This window comes from Sporosarcina thermotolerans (assembly GCF_042658975.1).
In the GTDB taxonomy this organism is placed as follows: domain Bacteria; phylum Bacillota; class Bacilli; order Bacillales_A; family Planococcaceae; genus Sporosarcina; species Sporosarcina thermotolerans.
Genome location: NZ_JBHSRM010000013.1, coordinates 116,184 through 135,892 on the forward strand (window position 1 = coordinate 116,184; position 19,709 = coordinate 135,892).

Genomic DNA, 19,709 nt, shown 5'->3' on the forward strand with positions numbered 1-19,709 from the left:
AAATTATTTCAGTGGAACCTTGAATCCTTCCATTGTAGGAGTCTTCAGGTTCTGTTAGACTTGAACCAAAGAAACTAAAAGGGGATTTATTATGGAAATTTTCATTTTAATACTATGCGCTTATTTACTTGGCTCCATCCCTTCGGCATTATGGGTGGGCAAGCTCTTCTACAAAACAGATGTGCGGGAACACGGCAGTGGGAATCTTGGTGGTACAAATACATTTCGCGTACTTGGTAAGACTGCGGGACTTGTCGTTACCATTCTTGATATCCTGAAAGGTACAGCTGCTGTCCTTCTTGTACTGATACCTATATTCAGTAATTCAGGAATCCATCCACTTGTTCTTGGCTTTTGTGCTGTACTCGGCCATATCTTCCCTATCTTTGCGGGATTCAAAGGCGGCAAGGCCGTTGCCACTTCGGGCGGAGTACTGCTTGGCTATAACTGGCCGATTTTCATCATCGTACTACTTACTTTCTTACTCGCATTAAAAATCACTAAGATGGTTTCATTATCTTCAATGATTGTGGCAGTTGTAGCATTTATATATTGTATTGCTTTTTACGTTTGGTCCGGCGATTTCTCGTTGATGATTATCGTGGGTCTTATGGGAATCTTCATTTTCTATAGGCACCGTGCAAATATTACAAGAATCAAAGCAGGAACTGAGCCTAAAGTGAAGTGGTTGTAAACAAAAAGAGGTATCTACCGAAAGGCGTGATGATCAATTGAAAATCATATTATCAGATGATGCATTACATTGGTTTAGAGATGAGATGGAAGCGAAATCTGGCGAATACATTAAATTTTTCGCAAGATATGGCGGTTCAAGCCCATTGCATGACGGCTTTTCCCTCGGCGTTACAAAAGAACATCCCGACGAGGCAGAAGCAGAGACAATAAAAGAAGACATTCACTTTTATATCGAAAGAAGAGACTACTGGTTTTTCGACAAACATGATCTCCATGTCAATGTCGATTCATCGATTAATGAATTAGTTTACTCCTACAAAAAAGCGTGATGGCATAAAGCCACACGCTTTTTATATTATTTCCTTCCTTAATTCCCCTTTTTTCGCTTGTAATCTATTTGTAAAGAAGAGGGACGAGACCAGAATGCGCAGGCATTTCGGAAACATGTTTCGTTTGTTGGTGAATATTCCCTTCAAATACCCCACTTTTACTATGCTACTATCAGTGCGTAGATAAAGAAAACTATTTTAGGAGGATTCATAATGAAACGTAAACTGTTATCCGCTGCATTAATCACATGCGTCACTGCAACATCACTAACAATGCCAACATTTGAGCATAACTATAATAATGTCTCAGCAGCCACTATTACTACGCAGCAATCACAACAAGTAGTAGATGCTAAAGCCGATCAATTGATCCAATTAGCGAAAAGCCTGATTGGAAAGGCAACATATAGTACAGCTGAGTACAAGCAAACTTACCCGTATAAATTCTCTTGCGCAACATTTCTTATGTACATTTTCGAAAAAAGTGGTGTAGACCTAGCAACATACAATGAAAACTATATGATGCAACAAGGTACCCCTGTTGCCAAAGGGCAATGGAAAAAGGGAGATTTGCTATTCTTTAAAAGCAAAAAAACGGGAACGGATCCTGACCACGTCGCAATGTATATTGGTGACAATAAAGTAATCCATATGGCCGATCCCAAGCAAAACATCGTTATTTCCGACTTGAACAGCAAACCGTATTACACAGATAATTATTACGGTGCAACACGTGTCATTCCAAGCCTACTTTCATCTAATCCCCCGACAACAGGAGATAAGATTACAGAATTAGCGTATGAGTTAAAGGACCAAGCTACTATTGGTTCAGTAAACAATGAAACTACCAAGAAGTTTACAAGTACCGGTTTTGTGAATTATGTTTACAAACAAAACGGTACAACGTTAAATGCTAAAAGCATAAAAGATTTACAAAGTAAAGGAACAACTGTATCCCGTTCCAATTTAAAGAAAGGGGATCTTGTTTTCTTTAACAGTGTAACAGGTTCAACAACCGCAAGCTTAGTCGGAATTTATGCCGGTGAACATCGCGTTGTAATACCAACTTCTGGCGGTGTTATTACAAGGGTTCTGCTCGCAGATTATTATAATGACCATTATATCACTGCAAAACGGGTGTTTAATGAGTCTGTTTCATCTACACCATCTACACCATCTACACCGACTGCACCTTCAACTCCAAGTGCATCTTCGGCAGATAAACTTGTCGATTTCGCAGAAGGTCTAACGAGTAAAGCAAAATTCGGATATGTATATAATGAAAAAACATTAACATTCACCGGTGCTGGTTTCACGTATTATGTCTATAAACAACACGGTATCGATTTAAAATACAAACTCGCAGCCCAACAGGCGCAAGTTGGTAAGTCCGTATTAAAATCAAATCTACAAAAAGGAGATCTTCTATTCTTCTCCACTGATAATAAAGGTACTCGAATTACACAAACTGGGATTTACATGGGCAACAATCAATTCATCAGCCTATCTACAACAGGCAAAGTGGAAAAACAAAGTCTTTCCTCTACATGGGCATCCAAAAACTACGTACAAGCCCGTCGTGTAATTACTAACTAAGAAAAAGAAGCATCTTCGCATTTGCGATCGATGCTTCTTTTTTAGCATTTACTTTTTTAGTCTTTTAGCAAATTCAATCATTCCACGGCTTGACATCGGTCCTTTAATAAGGACAATCGATTTTTCATCAAATAGATGATCCACTTTATCACCGATCTCATTTACATTTTCAAAACTCATGATATTTGCGGTGCTGCCATCCCTACTTGCCTGTCTTGCGATTTCTACAGCTTTTTTCCCGATTGTGATTAATGCACTAATATTTCTTTTTGCAATCATACTACCAATTTCCCTGTGGTATCGTCTCTCGAAGTTTCCTAATCGATTAATATCTCCTAATATCAAAATAACGTTTTTATCTTTCCCAACTGAATCGAGCACCTTTAATGCAGCCTCTACTGATGTTGGATTATTCGTCCACGTATCATCAATGATTGTGCTACCTTGGATGCCTTTAGAAAACTCCAAATGGCGATTCATATTTTTGAAAGTCTTCAACCTTGAAATCGCTGTATTCACATCCATTCCCATTTCGTGGACAGCTGCGAGTGCCGCGAGTGCATTGCTAACTTGATGCTCCCCGTATCCCGGGATGAAAGCCCTATGTGTTCGATTACCTGTATGGAGGATAAAATCCATTCCCCCAATACCATATTTAATTTGTGATGCCTTAAAATGAGATTTATCAGCGGTCCCAAAATAGATGATTTTTCCCTTGAAATTACTGATCCGTAATTTCTTTGTGTTTTGATCATCAGCATTCAATATTAAAGTTCCGCCTTCTCTAATGCCACCCACAATTTCTTCCTTCGCTCGAATATACCCTTCCAAGTCTCCACAACCGTCCAAATGATGGACCCCTATCGTCGTTATGATCCCGATTGTCGGCTGATAAATCATGCATTGATGTTTGATATTGCCCGTATTGCCGAGTCCATGTTCAAAAACAGCTGCTTCTGTATGATCATCAATCCCCATCAAATATGGGAGTGAGCGTCTTGGTTCATTTTGACTGCTGACAGATGAATGGACATTCCATGTTGACTGAAGAATATGTCTGATCATGTCTTTTACTGTTGTTTTTCCACAAGTTCCTGTTATTGTCACAACAGGAATTTGAAAAAGATTTCGATAGTAGTTCATAAACTTCCAATACGACTGCACCAAGCTATCTACTTGCATGACAGTGACATTCGGATAGACGCCAGTTAGTTTAACCACTTTATCAGTAACAATTAGAGAAGGTCCCTTTTTATTCATCATAGCCCAGTTTATTTCATCTGACCGGCTTACGAAGAGTAAAGTGTTTCGATTGACATGCTCATGACGTTTGTAATAAATGACGTCTTTCACTTCCCAGTCAACGGCGCCAGTAATAATTCTGCCTTTTAACACTTTGAGAATTTCACTTACAACTAATGGTCTCAATTTTTTTCCTCCTCTCGATCGGACAGCAATAATTTCCTTTTTTTATTTAAAACGATATATTTATTAATGGTTTCATACATTTTGTTCCCAGCAAATTTGTAAAACATTGAAGTGGAAGGAACATAGTTTCCTTCGATAATCCAAATCGCCCCATACCTATCTATTGCAATATCAAATCCGATAATCGTTATACCGTTGTAATTCTTCATTAGGATCATAGATGCGTCCTTACAAATTTTATCTATTAAAAATACACATTTATCAATATAAATGTGACTATCTATCTCGTTAAAAGCTTCTTCCAAAGTAAGTAACCTACTTGCCCGATTTGAGATGAAATATTCTCTTGCCGCTACTTTTACTAACTTGCCCGTTATGATCCATTCATCCTCATGCAATTGCGACATGACACGCACATCAAAAAAACGACCATCGATTTTGTTTATATTAATAAATTGTTGAACGATATAATCATTTCCATTTAGATACTGTTCATGAATATAACTGAATAGGTCAGAAAAACTGTTTTTGACTATTTTTGTTCTTTTCTCATGTATCTCAAAAGTGTTATCGTCTAACACTGTTATTTTTATAATTCCTTTCCCTTGTTGCCCAATACAAGGTTTCAAAACAACTTGTTGAAATGAGTTTAAAAGTTTTTTCATAGTTTCCTTCGTACAAAGTTCTGTTCGGGGAATGTAACTGCGTAATACTCTACTGCTATATAAAGAATGGTATTGGCTCCATTTACTATTTTTTTCATGTAGAACCGAATCGGTAATCCAAAGTTCTCCCATCTTATTTTGCATGACCTCTATTACAGTCGTATTGCAACTGGAGTAGAAGTTTCCTAATACGTTAGCTGCATGTACCACTAATTTAAAAGCTTTCCAAATAGGAATAGATTTTAGTGTCTTTCCAAATCCATAGTCGCCTGACATCGTATGATGGACGACTTTCCAATTAGAGGAAGGAGATATTCTATGAAGGGTAAATCGGTGAACATGAAGGACGGAGTGTTTCGGTACAGGAATCGTTTGTAGGACATAATGCTTTTTAATCAATACATGCTCAGCAAGATATTCATATATTTCTTCTTTGGTTGAATATTGGATATGTGTATCAGCTAACTCGACGATTTGATTAACAGGATCCACCTTGATTTCTTGAGGACCCATTACTGGCATGATGGTAATAACTTGATTGCGGGTTAAGGCTTTGAAAAAATTGTCTTTCGAAAACCTTGTGATTTCAGCTAAGTTAACTGTTGCATCAAGTTCCGCCTTTAACATTTTCATCTGACCAAAACGGCCTCTTATCCCCTTCATAGTCTTACCTCCCTCTTGAAGAATGATGAATAGCTTTCGTTTATTAATGATTAAACACAGCCAACTGCTACGATTGACCCTTGTGGAACTGTTGCAGGCCCGTTTTGATCAAAGAATCGAGTGATTACAAAGCTTTGAACGGTATCTTTGTTTGAGGTTGCAACCTGATCCCGGAAAACGGCTACAAATGGATATATGTTTTCCCCAACAGTACCAGTTCCAGTTACAGTCACTTCACAGTTCTGGCAAATCTCTCTGCACTCAACTGAAGTGATTGTCCGAGCGACAAATTCGAAGCTCCGATTTACCGCGTTTCCTGACCTGTCAGTAAAATGTAACGTTAAAAAGGATGCTGATAAATTATTATCACAAGCATTTGCCATGTACTGTAAATCACCTTTAATTTTGCATTTTACACCTGCAAATTTGACATTATTATCTTTGGACAAGCCGTCGACGACCACACGGCAATTACAAATTAACCCCATTATTCTTCCCCCCCTCAAATTGATCTACATTACTATATTACTTAGTGAATGATTGAGCTTGGTGTTTGTCCCATTTTCTTAAAATTAAAGATCTGTCGATACTATTTATTTTTTTTTCGTAATAGCATTGATATTTTTTTAATGGGTTCGCTATACATATCCCCTTTGATAAGTACAATTGATGTTGGGTCAACAATATTTTTTAGGAAGGGAAACGCTTGGATATGATTCATAAATGAATATACCTCCAATGTATGATTTAGGATTTTTGCGGTTTCTCCCATGATCTTTGCATGCATTCCAATCGTAATAAGAACGTCTACATCACTTGAGGCAATTATCTCACCTGCAAGTTCATGGATTACATATCCCCAAGAGCCTAAATCAGTAATTGTTCCGATCACCGCTATTTTCCTTTTGCTTTTTCCTACGTTTTCCAAAACTTTTAATGCAGCTTTTAGAGAAGTAGTTGTAATACTCCAAGAATCATCGATGAGAGTCGATCCATTAGGCCCGTTATATACTTTCATTTGTCTGTTAAATGTTTCAAATGACATCAAACGTTCCTTAATGGCAAGAAAGCCCATGCCAATCTGGTGAACCGCTACAATTGCTGCAAGCGCATTGTATACTTGATGTTCACCAAGCCCAGGTACGTACATTTGGTGCTTCTTTTGATCATGTTCAAGTGTAAACTTCATACCGTTTGTTGAATATTCAAGATTGCTTGCCCGATAATCACATGTTTTGTGAATCCCGAATGTAAGAATTTTTCCTGAAAACTGTTTAAAATCAAGTTTAGTTGTTTTTTCATCATCTGCATTGATGATGAGAATTCCATTCGGTTGAAGAGAAGAAATCATCTCTCCCTTTGCTGCGATATAGGCTTCCAATGTCTTACAGTGGTTAAGATGATGTTCTCCTATGTTCGTAATAATTCCGATTGTCGGCTTTAAATAAGCAGCTGCTTTTACTATGTCGTTAGGCGCTCCCACAGCTGTTTCGAATACTGCCGCTTCAGTAGTTCCATCGATACTAAGCAGATTCGCTAAATGGACTGTGCGGGAATTGTTCGTGCTAATTGTAAAAGCGATATTTCTGTTGGCCATCAAAAAGTGCTTGATCATCTCTTTCGTTGTTGTTTTGCCGGAAGTACCGGTAACAGCAATGATTGGAATATCAATGCTATCCCGGTAATCATTGATGAATTTCCAGTATGCCTCATCTAAATTTTCGACTTTAATAATTGTTATGTCTTCAGCATATTCGGGCGATTGCATGAATTTTTCTGCTACAATTGCAATCGGAAAAAATGGCTTTAAATGATCCCATTTAATGATTTTTCCTTTTAGAAAAAGGATTGTATGTGAATGTCGAACTTGTTTAAGGCGATAGGCACCATAATGAATTTGTAAATCATCAGATCCTTGGAGCTTTTCTCCGTTTATAACATGCCTAATGTATCCTGTCGTTAATGGTTTCAATAGTTTCACTCCCTTCTCCTCTACCATTTTATGCAGCAATTATCATGCAGCTTGTACGAAATACATGAGTAACGGAGAAATGTTTATCAAAACCCATATGATGTATAACCATGTATCGGTAAAATTCCTTCATAACCTATAAAGAGTCGTCTTAATTATGAAGGAGTGGGCTTTTTGAAAACAATCATTTTTATCGGTACAAATAAATCGGGTTCAAGTCGGGAAGCAATTAGAGCGGCTGTTCTGCTTGGTTATTTTACTGTGCTATTTACAAGCAACGAAAAGCAGATTCAACAACGGAAAGAGTATTTGGACGTTCATGAAATGGTGTACGTCGATGTAACTAACTTATTAGAGATGAAGAAAGAGATTCTGACATTGAAATCCAAGGGAAATGAAATTATGACAATTGCAAGCTTTGTTGACTCCAATGTTGCTCGGGCTCTGAAATTATGCGAAGAATTTTGCCCGAATGGTACATCTTCAAACGCAGCACTTATTATGGAAAATAAGGCAGGGACAAGAGATAAACTAAAAGGCCTTCCTTACTCCCCAAAATACTTGACAATCGACCCAGGAGGTAAACTGGATACAAAAAGTATTGAAGAGTTACCCGATTTCCCGCTGATTGTGAAAACAGCTTCATCCACTGGTTCAAAGGACGTAATACGCGCAACCAATCTACAACAATTGGAGCGCCATGTCCTTAAATTCCAAGAGAGGAACCCCCTGGAAGCTGTAATTATCGAGGAATTTATTGAAGGGGATCAATATTTGGTGGAAGCGATTGTCCACAATAAAGAAATAAAGATTGCGGGAGTTATCAAACAAGAAATAACGTTCGTGAAGAGGTTCATAATTACAGGATATGGGGTTCTCGCCGTCGTTCCGAGACAGGTGAACGATGGCGTTAAGGAAGTTTTGAAATCAATTATTGGAGAGTTAGAGATTCAAAACGGTGCTCTCCATGTAGAGATGCGGTTGACAGCAAATGGCTGGCGCTTAATCGAAATAAACCCCCGAATTTCGGGTGGTGCGATGAATAATATGCTGAAAGCGGCTTTCGGCTATGACCTAACTGAAGAAACCTTAAAATTATACTTAGGTGAACGACCTTCACTTGTTGTAACACAGCGGAATTTTGTATTTACTCAATACGTTATCGTCGAACAGAAAGGGGTTTTGGAAAAAGTTACTGGTAAAAATAGAGCCCGTAAATCGCCTGGAATTGTAGAAGTGTATATTAAGCCTAAAAAAGGGACTTTACTTATACCGCCACTATCGATGGGACACAGATACGCCTATGTCATCGCGCAAGGAAGAACACTTGAAGAAGCAAAAAGTTTTGCCAAAAAGGCTGTGGAGGAAATAGAATTTCATGTGAAAGAACAATAACAAAGAGGACTTCCATAAAAGGAGTCCTCTTTTGTTATTCAGCCATATTAATTATCACCATACTTTTTATCGATGAATTTTACCGTTTCGAACATATTCGTTTTACTTGCCCCTTTGATGAGTATTGTGTCATCTTTCTTAATCAGATTAGACAATAAATCATGCAATTTCTCTCGGTCTGTAAAATGATAGATATTCTGAGCGGGCATTCCTTGCCTTTTCGTTTGTTCCCCGATTTCCTCAGTTCTAAAACCGTATGTGATTAACAAGTCAATCCCTTGCTGCTGGATATAGTCCCCTAATTTCCGGTATTCCCTCTCCCGAATATCACCTAACTCCCTCATTTGGCCGATAATGGCGATTGTTCGATGCTTTGCAAGGTTCGTCAAAACGTCTAATGCTGCTCGAACTCCTTCAGGATGCGAATGGACAGTATCGTCGATCATCGTAATATTGTCCTTGCAATTATAAATCGTCAGCCTTCTTGGTGGTTTTTTGAATAGAAGACCGGTCTTGATTTCCATCGGTGAAAAGCCTAAATGATCTGCAATCGCAATTGCAGATAGGGCGTTATACACATGATGCTCCCCAAATATTGGGATGAACAATTCAATTTCTTCATTTTGCAGTTTCATCTTAAAGTTCATGCCTTGGTCAGTATATTTGATATCGTATGCCCGATAGTCCGCAGGTTTCTTTATGCCGATTGTTATCGTTTTTCCTTTGAAATTCTGTGTCTCCAAAAATCGTGAATTATCATTATCTCGGTTAAGGCACAGCACTCCCGATTGATCCATCCCGTGTATCAATTCGGATTTTGCTTTTGCCACTCCTCGTGGATCACCATTAAAGTTTCCGACGTGTGCAAGTCCAACGTTTGTTACAATGGACATATTCGGCTGGATAATTTGGCAATGTTCTGTAATGACACCAGGATAGGCCATCCCATACTCAAGAACGACTGCTTGATGTGAGGAATTGATTTCCGCAGCATGCTTTTTTGTATGCTCCGTCGTATTCCAATAATCTTTTGACTCAAAGACATTCCACTTTTTTGAGAGAATGGATGATAAAAATGCTTTTGTCGTCGTTTTACCTGCACTTCCTGTAATGGCGATAATAGGGGTACCTTGCTCCTTCTTTGCCCCTCTACGTTTTGCTGCCCTAATTTTCTGTTGGATGGCTTGTTGATTATTGGCGATATACATTGCATACTTTATCGTGTTTTTTACAACATCCAATTCCAAATAGAATGCAGGAGGGCACCCTGGACGCCAGTTCACTTCATAAATCCATAGCTTCAGGTCTTGATCCATTCCGATATCAATACCTATTTCGTCAATCACTTCTCCATATTTCTCTATTTGAAGTTCATCTAAATGTTTTGCGAGTGACAGAGAGAAATACTCCAATTTCTTTTTAATATTAAATGCATCATCCTTAAATTCCTGTTCCAAGAAAGGCTCCAAATAATTCGTATAGCCGCCACTATTTATATTTGCAATAATTGAACCTTTCGGAGCAACACGTGGATAAATTGTCGTAATTACCCATTCACCTTCGCCATTTTTTTGAACATGCAATCTGAAGTCAAACACTTGCCCAGATTTTGTGACCGATTCGATATAGGGCTGGATGATGAAAGTACCTTGTGACAATTTCTGTTTGATGAATGCATTTAATTGTGCAACTGTATAATTCTTATTCGACCCATCCCCTCGCACTGAAAAACGGTTGACTTCCTGTATGATGAAAAAGATACCTTTCCCTTTTCGCCCATCAATCGGTTTTATGACGACTTTTTCAAATGCTGCAATGAATGTCATGAAGTGATCTGAATCTTTGATGACTTCGGTTGGTATTAGATAACTGGCGAAGTCCTTCGCCTCTTTTAGACGACGATTGACACTCCATTTATTTCCGATTGAATAGGTTGTAAAAGGGATTTCTTTTCTTAATTGATTGATGATTTCTTTTGATTTAGATAGTTTTTCGGGGCTACCCGCATTGTAGATGACATTCGGAAATGGCATTATTTTCGTTTGCCATTTTCCTTTTTCATACACTTGTCCTCTGATTGTTCGATTTACTAAGTTTACTTCCCCCGGAGAAAAGTAAAAAAACTTCGCACCCTCGGCTTCAGCTACCGCAGCAAATGCATACGCCTTCATAACAGTTTCCGGCTCTTTCCGATGATGTAACATTCCTATTGTTATCATAGTCTATCTCCTTTTTAGTGGCTCTATATAATACATTCATTTGAATGTAGAACGATAAGGACAGGAGTTTACAAAACAGGATTTAGTTTTCAGGTTTTTGATTCGATAATTGGTAGAGGTCTGTCAAGTAGGTCTGTGGAAAGTGGAGTGAATGCGCAGAAGCAGCAAAGATCTACGTGGATGCAGTGGGATGTTTTTTTCAATGCGTAAAGATCTTTTTCAGTTAATGCGAGCCTGCCTTTAAAATCGACTGGTTTGAGCAATCTCAATTGAGCGCAGCAACTTGATTCATCAATTTTTTCTAATCTAAAATAAGGAGTCGTCCCGCTGTCAATAATCGCTGTAAAATAGTCGAAATTGTCCGACGACTGTAACGTAAATGGAATCGTATCCTTACATTTGGGCATATGAACAAACTTGAAGCCTTTCCAAAATTCAGATAGCAACTTCTGCTCCTCCCAAAGTGCCTTCATAACATTGCAAATACAGCATTTCGTCATCTTTTTCCCCTCCCTTTATGTAGATTGTCTAAGGCTTCATATCAGTTCAACATAGAATTTTATATACCTAACAGCCAATTCCGCCCTTTCCTTTGCTTCAACTGAAGTATCACCTATTGCCATTACATAGCCATACCGCTGCCCCATCGATATAGGCGGCATCATCATAGTTCCGATTACCGGCCTTAGATGGATGTCGACAACTCCGGAAGATGAAACTGCTTCTTTTTCCCCTTCAATCTCGAGTAAAATCCCATAGCTATTAATCGTAATAAAAGATGTATAGACCGGCTGGCATTTTATTCTAAGGAGATCCGGTTCCTTTCCAAGATAAAGTTTGATCGTCTCCTGAACGAGATTGATGCCAAACGCTTCAAAGATCATTCGGTTCATAGCACCACCAGAGATCCTTGGATTAATCTCTATCAACTTCCATCCCTTTCTTGAATGACGCATTTCAAGATGGCAAGCACCATGGTCTAACCCAATTTCTCCAAGGATTGAAATGACGGATTTCCGTAAATCACGGTAGATTGTTTCGTCCATTTTGATGACTACTTCATAACCCGTTACGATGAATGTATACTCCATTGTTATTTCCTGCTTTATAATCGCGGCAATCATTGGAAAACCTTTACAAACAAGGAGTTCAATGACGTATTGGTCTCCATCTACAAATTCTTCAATGATTACTGGATTTTGTGTTGCCAATTTTTTAAACGCAATATCAAAGTACTCTTCACTTTCAATTAAATAAACGTCTTTTGAACCATTGGAAACTGGTTTTTTCAACACGAAAGGATATTTCATGGATGAATGGATTAACTGTTTTCCATTTATTATTTCAAATTCACAAGTTGCAGGATGATCTTTTAAAACTTCGCGTGTACTGGATTTATCTTCAATTATTTGTAGAGCATCGGATGAGATGGAGGAATTGCAAAACTCATTGGAAAGTCTTGCAGCTAACGAGGTATATGGATCTATAAAGCTGATGATCGCTTGGAGGGTATATTCTATATTTATGGACTCAATAATTTGTTTCCGTATAGTATTTTCATCCATAACATTCAAGTGAATTACTTTATTAAGGAAAGGAAAATCGTTTTGGTTATAGATAAATGTCTTGCGATTTGTCATTAATAGGGTTCGATAGCCTAATCGATTGGCAGCTTCAATCGCATCCATACTTGAACCGGAAGTCGCGGATCCGATAAATAGAATTGTTTCCATCTCTACGGCACCCTCTTCCTCAAGACATTCCCCTACTATTAGTTGTATGCAATTGCAGGAGTTCGCTTTAGGCAAAGTAAATAAGCATGAAGGGCTATCCCTCATGCTTATCCATTAGATTAAATCGATTTACTTGTTCAAATAACCCAGCATCGAGTAATGCTTTCAGTTCAATTTTGCCGAATAAATCATAATGGGGATAGTCTTCCCGGTAGTCGATCCATTCAGGCTTTAACCCATATGTTTTTCCCCATTCAATCAATTTATCAAGATCCGTACAACCCGCTTTTGTCACGGTTTTACAGCCCGGAAATCGATCATCAAGCCAATAATGGGTAAGAAAAGCAATCTCGCCTTTCCGGACTTTTTCCTTCCAAGCTTTCAACTCAGCACGATTGATACCGAACGCCATCAGTCTGTCACCCGGCAGATTTCCATATACTTAGCATCCCATGCAGGATCAATTTTTCGCAATGAAACCGGTCTGAAACTTTCCCTTTTCACTAAAATATGTTCGGAAGTGGCGGTTGCCGCAACAGTTCCATCTTCATGAAGAATTTCATAGCCGTATACCGTCCGGAGCTTTCCATGCGACTCAACCCATGTACGCACGGTCGCCTTTTGTCCATACCGCATAGCAGCCTTATATTGGATTGATAAGTCAATAACTGGAGAAAGATAGCCTTCCGCTTCAAGACCCGCATATGTAAAGCCTAAATCCTGTATCAGGCTTGTTCGCCCGATTTCCATCCAGACTAAGTAATTCGCGTGATAGACGACCCCCATCTGGTCGGTTTCAGCATACCTGATTTCTATTTCTTTTTCACTGATAAACATGTAATCACCTCTCTTGAACATTATACAAAAGAGAGGTAATTATTGCTGACCTTGGAACTTACTAATAACGGAATTTGGCAGACACTACCATATACATTTGCTACATACTCAAAAATGTGTTCTGCGCCCATAAAAGCGTATTCCTCATCACAGTTGCACATCCCGCGCTCAAGGAAGAATGTATATGGTAATATAGAGATAGATTGTCAAGGGGGCTGTTGGAAGTGTTGATATGACAAGGTTTTGAAGTGCATTGCCAATATTTCAGTTTCAAGTTGGCAGTATGAGGGCATCGGCTCGAACCCGGAATGCTCCATTCGAGGAAACCTCATCAAATAATACTTGATAAGGTTTTTTTTTATTTCGGCCGTGTTCCGGATCTTTTCAGTAACTTTTGTTTGAAAAATCAGTAGATTTTCTATGACCTATAGACATACCTCCATCTCATTCCAATTTCAATTCATATGTTAGTAGTGGAGGAGCTATTAAGACAATCAAAATGAAACGACTTTGGTTTAGGTCAGAGTAATTCTAGAGGTGGTGACAAATTACCATGAATAAAATAAATCCCAGAAAATTTAATTGCAACTATTGTTGTGAAAACAGAAGATTTTATTGGCCACGTATAATAGCTAGTACTACACCTTCTGTTCCTTTTCCACCTGTCATTGTCCCTGATCAGGCGATTATTCCAACAATAAATAGGTATTTCTATATTGTTACAGAAGATATAAATCTAACAAACGGAGCAACCCTCCCAGCCAATTTGTTTACTGATGATAATAGTAATCCAATAACAGAATTTACAATCTACAATCCTAATGGATACGTTAATATTTACATCAATGCTATGATGCAAGAAGGTGGGATATATTCTGTAACTCCAGATGCACTGACTATTGAACCGGTAGCTGCAACAATATTTGCTGGAACGCCAATCATTATAGAATCTTTGGGATTCTCTACTGCTGCAATATAAAATAGTACACCAACTGGGTTTGTCACACAGTTGTATTTGAACCTTATCAAATCAAATTTGATGGGTTTCTTTTTTACTTACCTGGTAAAGGAGCAGGGCTCGTATACATACAGATGAATATCTTTTAGGCGAAGTCATTATAATTACGGAGGATCGTTATTGGAAATTTTGTCAATGTAGAACCGGGCGTCAATCTATATATGGAAGATATATAACTCGCCAATTCTCGGATTGGTTTTTTCAAATGTAAATGCAGGTGTAGGGTGGTCTACTGCGGTCTTCAATTTATTAAGAGTAAAGAATCCGTATCCAAAACTTCTGAAAATAGTTACCCCTTGTTGTGAGCCGCATTGGGAAATTGGTCTCCCACATCAGTTCCGACTTTTACTAGAATCTGTTTAGCCATACGAGTGGCAATATCGGGAATAGAATCCAACCTTTCAATATCTTCCTGATGGGAGGATGGTCTAGTAGCCACCTCTTGGTTTAGCAACGCAACCTAATCAGTTTGAAAATCAATATGAGTGAGAATGGTTTTTATCATTAACCGTTTATGTTGATTGATATACCCACGAAGAACGAGTTCAAGTTCAGCCCTTTTTTTTTCATTGTTCGGCGAGTGAACCCCGCTAACTTTTTCTAGATTTTCTACGCCAGCGGCGATGGTACGAAGCATATCAAGAGCAGAGACGCCCATGACGTCGGAGACAACAGAGCCCAATTTGACTTTCGCTCCTTCTTAAACCTTTTGAATCCGATTATGTTTTCTAACACGCTCTTCTATGGTATCGAATTTCGTTAACGCACCGTAGTCGTTGGAGTCAGACTAACGGATAGGCTCTATGGCACCATAGGTGATCAAACTTTCCTCTCCCAGCTGTAGTATCCAATACCCGTTCTGCACACATTTTCATCTTGCGTGGCGCTGATTTTGCGCTACATGGATGTCAAACGGGTTTAAATGAATTAGGATACCCGCCAATTACCGTATGCAACATACCCGTCTGTTATATTTCCAGGCACGAGCCGAAAGCTATTATAAAAATTATACACTGATTGAAAAAGTTTCCAAGACTGTTTAATCGGTGCGTTAGCGGAACAATTGTGCATTGCACGAGGTTAATAAGGAAAGGGTGCTCATGTCAGCACTCTTTTATTATTCCACTTTTAATAAATTCAAGACTTCATCAATGAGCAGCTGACCAAGGTCCCCTTCTTTCCGCTTCCGAACAGAAACCATTTGTTTTTCAACTTCCTGATCTCCAACAATCATCATATAAGGAACCTTCTGTTTCTCCGATTCCCTGATTTTCAACCCCATCTTTTCAGCTCGATCATCCACTTTTACTCGGTACCCATTTGCAGCAAGCGCCTTCTTTACTTCTTCAGCATAAGCAACATGCTTATCGGCAATCGGAATGATTCTTACTTGCTCCGGTGCGAGCCATAATGGGAACTCTCCCGCATAGTGCTCAACCAAAATTGCAAGGAACCTCTCTACGGAGCCGAAAATCGCCCTATGGATAATGATTGGAAATTCAAGTTCATTCTGTTCATTAATATATCGGCAATTGAACTTCTCCGGCATTTGGAAATCCAGTTGCACAGTTCCGCATTGCCAGCTCCGTCCTAACGAATCCAAAATGTGAAAATCGATTTTCGGACCATAAAATGCTCCATCCCCTTCGTTAATACGATAAGCCATTCCCCGCTGTTTCAACACCTCTTCCAATGACTGTTCCGCTTTATCCCATAAATCAATGGAGCCCATATAATTTTCCGGTCTTGTCGATAATTCGACTTCATAACTGAAACCGAATTTCGAATAGATGTCGTCAATCAAATTCAATACATGATCTACTTCCCGTTGAATTTGATCTTTCCGAACGAATAAATGTGCATCGTCTTGTGTAAATGCACGTACTCGCAATAGTCCATTCAAGGAGCCTGATAATTCGTGGCGGTGTACCAATCCTAATTCTGCGTATCGAATTGGAAGTTCTCGATAACTTCTCCGTTTATGATTAAATACAAGCATCGCACCCGGACAATTCATCGGTTTCAATGCATACTGCTGTTCATCCACATCCGAAAAATACATGTTCTCATGATAATGATCCCAATGGCCGGATTGTTCCCATAATCCTTGCTTCATCATGATTGGTGTTTTAATCTCTTCATAGCCCGCTTCCTGATGCTTCCGTTTCCAAAATTGCTCCAACTCATTCCTCAAAACCATCCCTTTTGGTAAATAAAACGGCATGCCCGGCGCTTCCTCTGACGCCATAAACAATTCAAGTTCTTGACCTAATTTTCGATGATTCCTTTTTTCGATCTCCAGTTGTACTGACATTGTAATTCCTCCTTTTTTTATATAAAAAGCTAAGGGCGCTTGCTCAGCTGCGACAGGCATAAGACGGACATGCGAAACGGCGCTTTTTGCCGTGAAGCAGGGCTGGCTTATGACCCGAGCAGTTAGCGCCCGCAGCTGGATTAAAATAAAAAAACCGCATTCTTCCCCTAATAAAGGGACGAATGCGGTCGTGGTACCACCCAAATTTCGCCGTGCTTAAAAAGCGCAGCGCTCTACTGATAACGGTCTCCCGATCATAGTTTCCTACATATGCAGTCCCCTACGATAGCTCAAAGGTGGTAAATCACATCTTCCGCTACAGGACTTCCAGCCAAGGTCCCGCTCTCTGGTAAAGCTTCCAAAATGATTCATGTCCTCTCAACGCTTCATATAAAATAAAAAAAACCGCATTCTTCCCCTATAAAGGGACGAATGCGGTCGTGGTGCCACCCAAATTTCGCCATGTCTAAAAAGCACAGCGCTTCAAATGATAACGGTCTCCCGATCATAGTTTCCTGCCTAATGCAGTCCTCTATGATAGCTCGAAGGTGGTAAATCAATTTTTCCGCTACAAGGCTTCCAGCCATGGCCCTGTTCTCTGGTAAAGCTTCCGAAATGATTCATAGCCTTCTCAACGCTCGTTTATAGAACCTTAATTGTATTGTATTATATGTGAGTATTCTTAATCCGTCAACAATGAAAATAAGTATGTAAAAAAGCGCCCGATTTAATCGGACGCTTTTTAGGTACAAATTAGTTATTTTTCATTTTATCACGAAGAACCATTTGAAGGATTCCACCGTGACGGTAGTAATCTACTTCCACGTCAGAGTCGAAACGTGCAAGCACGTCAAATTCTTTAACAGAACCGTCTTTCGCAGTTGCAGTTACTTTTAGGATGTCGCGTGGTTTTACGCCTTCCGCGATGTTTACGCTAATTGCTTCTTCGCCTGTAAGGCCAAGTGTTTCAGCGCTTTCTCCCTTCATGTATTGAAGAGGAAGAACACCCATCATGACAAGGTTTGAACGGTGAATACGCTCGTAGCTTTCCGCGATAACTGTTTTGATACCTAATAGTGAAGTACCTTTTGCAGCCCAGTCACGTGAAGAGCCCATCCGGATGTCGGCACAACTTGAAGGGCGTAGAATAAAAATTGCTACATGTTGTTTTCTCGATCTAATCTCTTTTGCAGCATTTCCTTAGCCTCTTCCACCTTGTCTAGAAAGCCAAATTGAGTACCTTTCTCAATAATTACATGGAATGTCTCGTCTTGATAAAATGGAAGGATTTGCAATTGAGATAATATGGATTTCATTTTCGGCTCGTCTTGATTGGAATTAGCTATAATAAGTGCTATTTCCAAATGAGGAGGAGTAGTTAAAGTTTGCATTTCTTCGGATAGAAGAGGCTCAACGATGTCTAGTTGACGGTCAAAAAAAGTATAATAGTAACATTTTGTGTAATTGTAAGCATTTACTTCACTTTCCAATTGTTTCTCATCAATGATGTTAAGATAAGTACGTAAACGTTCCCCGTCATTCCCGTAATAGGCGTCACTAGAAAACATTTCCAAATAGCGTACTGAGCTTTCTAATTCTTTTTCTGTTACTTCACCAACATTATAAGGAATGAATGCATCAAAGACATTTACAGTAGATAATCGATTTCTATTCAACACTCGATCCTTACCTGTCGTCAAGTCCATCATCATTAATTCATCATCTGAATAGCCGTAAAATATCACATTAAAACTATTATTTCCAATCAGATTAAATTTAGCATATACCGGTTTTCCCGCAAAAACAGCAGTTTCAATGTCATCGTATGATGCATATTTTGGATAAACAATTAATCCTTTCGCCCGATAAATATCAAACACATCCATGACAGAATAATGTCCATCTAAATATCTAATTCCGATCTCCGGTAATTCATTTTGTGTAACTTCGACATCATAATAACGCGCCAATTGATTTACCGCACTTATCCATAAGTCTGACTTAAATACATTATCAAATTCGAACATTTTCTCCGGCTGATCTAAAATCGTAAAAGTCTTTTCTACTTCCACGTTCGGCTCTACTACTTCCGGCTTCGGGTTGCATGCAGAAAGTAGTAGAAGTCCAGACAAGATTACCGTAAGACATAATCGAATCATCGTATTGCAACCTTATAAGGTTTCAGTTCGACTCGACCATCCAATACATGTATCGATTCTTCTGCACGCTGTGCCAATTCCGGATCATGAGTAATTAGAATGACCGTGACACCGTCTTCATCATGGATTTTCTCTAACAGATTGATAATTGTCTTCCCTGTTTCTGAATCTAGATTTCCAGTCGGTTCATCAGCAAGGATGATTTCAGGTTTCGTGACGAGTGCACGTGCAAGTGCCACTCGTTGTTGCTCCCCTCCAGATAACTTGGATGGGAGATGATTTAATCGATGTGCGAGACCGACACGTGTCAACGCTTCTTCTGCGTCTTTTTTAATTTGTGGAGAAGAAAACATCGTTAATAAAGGCATCATTACATTTTCAAGAGCAGTTGCAGTCGACAGCAACTGGAATTGCTGAAAAACATACCCGATTTTTTTAAGTCGAAGTTTTGCCAAGGCATTATCTTTCATCGTGTGAACCGGTTGTCCATCAACCCAAACCTCACCCGAATTAATCGGTTCAAGTCCACCGATAATATGCAATAAAGTAGACTTTCCCGATCCGGAAGGACCTGTTATTGAGACGTATTTTCCTTTGTCGATTTCTAACGAGACATCTTTCAAGATTTCCGTCTCTTCTCCTCCCGTTCTATAGCTTTTTGATACAGATTTGAGTTTTATCATTG

18 protein-coding genes and 1 pseudogene are annotated in these 19,709 nt (G+C 39.1%); 5 read left to right on the top strand and 14 right to left on the bottom strand.

Annotation, left to right across the window (positions count from 1 at the left end):
- Positions 1-91: 91 nt before the first annotated feature.
- From plsY to ACFPZG_RS08410, 3 genes are all read left to right on the top strand, one after another.
- Positions 92-694 carry a glycerol-3-phosphate 1-O-acyltransferase PlsY gene (gene plsY, locus ACFPZG_RS08400; RefSeq protein WP_283731914.1) on the top strand — a complete coding sequence of 201 codons (603 nt, stop codon included), beginning with the start codon at positions 92-94 and terminating at the stop codon, positions 692-694.
- A gap of 37 nt (positions 695-731) precedes the next feature.
- Positions 732-1,025 carry a HesB/YadR/YfhF family protein gene (locus tag ACFPZG_RS08405; RefSeq protein WP_283731913.1) on the top strand — a complete coding sequence of 98 codons (294 nt, stop codon included), beginning with the start codon at positions 732-734 and terminating at the stop codon, positions 1,023-1,025.
- A 213-nt stretch (positions 1,026-1,238) separates the two neighbouring features.
- On the top strand, positions 1,239-2,621 hold the full coding sequence (locus tag ACFPZG_RS08410; protein ID WP_317939999.1) for a C40 family peptidase: 1,383 nt from the start codon (positions 1,239-1,241) through the stop codon (positions 2,619-2,621).
- A 48-nt stretch (positions 2,622-2,669) separates the two neighbouring features.
- On the opposite strand, the gene ACFPZG_RS08415 is transcribed toward ACFPZG_RS08410, so the two are convergent.
- The 4 genes from ACFPZG_RS08415 to ACFPZG_RS08430 form a co-directional block, all read right to left on the bottom strand.
- Positions 2,670-4,049 (bottom strand): UDP-N-acetylmuramoyl-tripeptide--D-alanyl-D-alanine ligase, encoded by a 1,380-nt coding sequence (locus ACFPZG_RS08415; RefSeq protein WP_283731910.1) that lies wholly within the window; start codon positions 4,047-4,049, stop codon positions 2,670-2,672.
- Complete coding sequence (locus tag ACFPZG_RS08420; protein WP_317940000.1) at positions 4,046-5,377, bottom strand: YheC/YheD family protein; 1,332 nt, start codon at positions 5,375-5,377, stop codon at positions 4,046-4,048. The genes ACFPZG_RS08415 and ACFPZG_RS08420 overlap by 4 nt, the downstream gene beginning before the upstream one ends.
- Before the next feature lie 50 nt (positions 5,378-5,427).
- The gene (locus ACFPZG_RS08425; RefSeq protein WP_283731908.1) at positions 5,428-5,865 is read right to left on the bottom strand and encodes a hypothetical protein; all 438 of its coding nucleotides are present in this window, start codon (positions 5,863-5,865) and stop codon (positions 5,428-5,430) included.
- 101 nt (positions 5,866-5,966) lie between these two features.
- Positions 5,967-7,388 carry a Mur ligase family protein gene (locus ACFPZG_RS08430; RefSeq protein ID WP_381426704.1) on the bottom strand — a complete coding sequence of 474 codons (1,422 nt, stop codon included), beginning with the start codon at positions 7,386-7,388 and terminating at the stop codon, positions 5,967-5,969.
- A 126-nt stretch (positions 7,389-7,514) separates the two neighbouring features.
- Here ACFPZG_RS08430 and ACFPZG_RS08435 point away from each other — a divergent pair, with 126 nt between their 5' ends.
- Positions 7,515-8,744, top strand: a complete 1,230-nt coding sequence (locus tag ACFPZG_RS08435) for an ATP-grasp domain-containing protein (protein WP_283731906.1) — start codon at positions 7,515-7,517, stop codon at positions 8,742-8,744.
- Between the two features lie 47 nt (positions 8,745-8,791).
- On the opposite strand, the gene ACFPZG_RS08440 is transcribed toward ACFPZG_RS08435, so the two are convergent.
- The 5 genes from ACFPZG_RS08440 to ACFPZG_RS08460 form a co-directional block, all read right to left on the bottom strand.
- Positions 8,792-10,963, bottom strand: coding sequence for a YheC/YheD family protein (locus ACFPZG_RS08440; RefSeq protein ID WP_317940002.1), 2,172 nt, complete (start codon positions 10,961-10,963; stop codon positions 8,792-8,794).
- Between the two features lie 89 nt (positions 10,964-11,052).
- Positions 11,053-11,463, bottom strand: coding sequence for a CotY/CotZ family spore coat protein (locus ACFPZG_RS08445; RefSeq protein WP_283731902.1), 411 nt, complete (start codon positions 11,461-11,463; stop codon positions 11,053-11,055).
- Between the two features lie 36 nt (positions 11,464-11,499).
- Positions 11,500-12,696 (bottom strand): ATP-grasp domain-containing protein, encoded by a 1,197-nt coding sequence (locus ACFPZG_RS08450; RefSeq protein WP_283731901.1) that lies wholly within the window; start codon positions 12,694-12,696, stop codon positions 11,500-11,502.
- A 94-nt stretch (positions 12,697-12,790) separates the two neighbouring features.
- The gene (locus ACFPZG_RS08455; RefSeq protein ID WP_283731900.1) at positions 12,791-13,108 is read right to left on the bottom strand and encodes a hypothetical protein; all 318 of its coding nucleotides are present in this window, start codon (positions 13,106-13,108) and stop codon (positions 12,791-12,793) included.
- Positions 13,108-13,533 (bottom strand): acyl-CoA thioesterase, encoded by a 426-nt coding sequence (locus tag ACFPZG_RS08460; protein WP_283731899.1) that lies wholly within the window; start codon positions 13,531-13,533, stop codon positions 13,108-13,110. Before ACFPZG_RS08460 ends, ACFPZG_RS08455 begins: the two co-directional genes overlap by 1 nt.
- A gap of 553 nt (positions 13,534-14,086) precedes the next feature.
- Here ACFPZG_RS08460 and ACFPZG_RS08465 point away from each other — a divergent pair.
- The gene (locus tag ACFPZG_RS08465) at positions 14,087-14,512 is read left to right on the top strand and encodes a DUF4183 domain-containing protein (protein ID WP_317940003.1); all 426 of its coding nucleotides are present in this window, start codon (positions 14,087-14,089) and stop codon (positions 14,510-14,512) included.
- A 499-nt stretch (positions 14,513-15,011) separates the two neighbouring features.
- On the opposite strand, the gene ACFPZG_RS08470 is transcribed toward ACFPZG_RS08465, so the two are convergent.
- The 5 genes and pseudogenes from ACFPZG_RS08470 to ACFPZG_RS08490 all read right to left on the bottom strand — a co-directional run bounded on the left by ACFPZG_RS08470 (position 15,012) and on the right by ACFPZG_RS08490 (position 19,707).
- Positions 15,012-15,233 (bottom strand): hypothetical protein, encoded by a 222-nt coding sequence (locus ACFPZG_RS08470; protein WP_283731897.1) that lies wholly within the window; start codon positions 15,231-15,233, stop codon positions 15,012-15,014.
- 435 nt (positions 15,234-15,668) lie between these two features.
- A complete protein-coding gene (thrS, locus tag ACFPZG_RS08475) occupies positions 15,669-16,865 on the bottom strand; it encodes a threonine--tRNA ligase (RefSeq protein ID WP_317940004.1) in 1,197 nt (398 codons plus the stop codon).
- Positions 16,866-17,618: 753 nt separating this feature from the next.
- Positions 17,619-17,990 (bottom strand): annotated as a pseudogene (locus ACFPZG_RS08480) (aconitate hydratase); the annotation flags it as partial.
- A 32-nt stretch (positions 17,991-18,022) separates the two neighbouring features.
- On the bottom strand, positions 18,023-19,024 hold the full coding sequence (locus ACFPZG_RS08485) for a hypothetical protein (protein WP_317940005.1): 1,002 nt from the start codon (positions 19,022-19,024) through the stop codon (positions 18,023-18,025).
- Entirely contained in the window at positions 19,021-19,707 is a 687-nt protein-coding gene (locus tag ACFPZG_RS08490) for an ABC transporter ATP-binding protein (protein ID WP_317940006.1), read from the bottom strand. The genes ACFPZG_RS08485 and ACFPZG_RS08490 overlap by 4 nt, the downstream gene beginning before the upstream one ends.
- Positions 19,708-19,709: the final 2 nt, after the last annotated feature.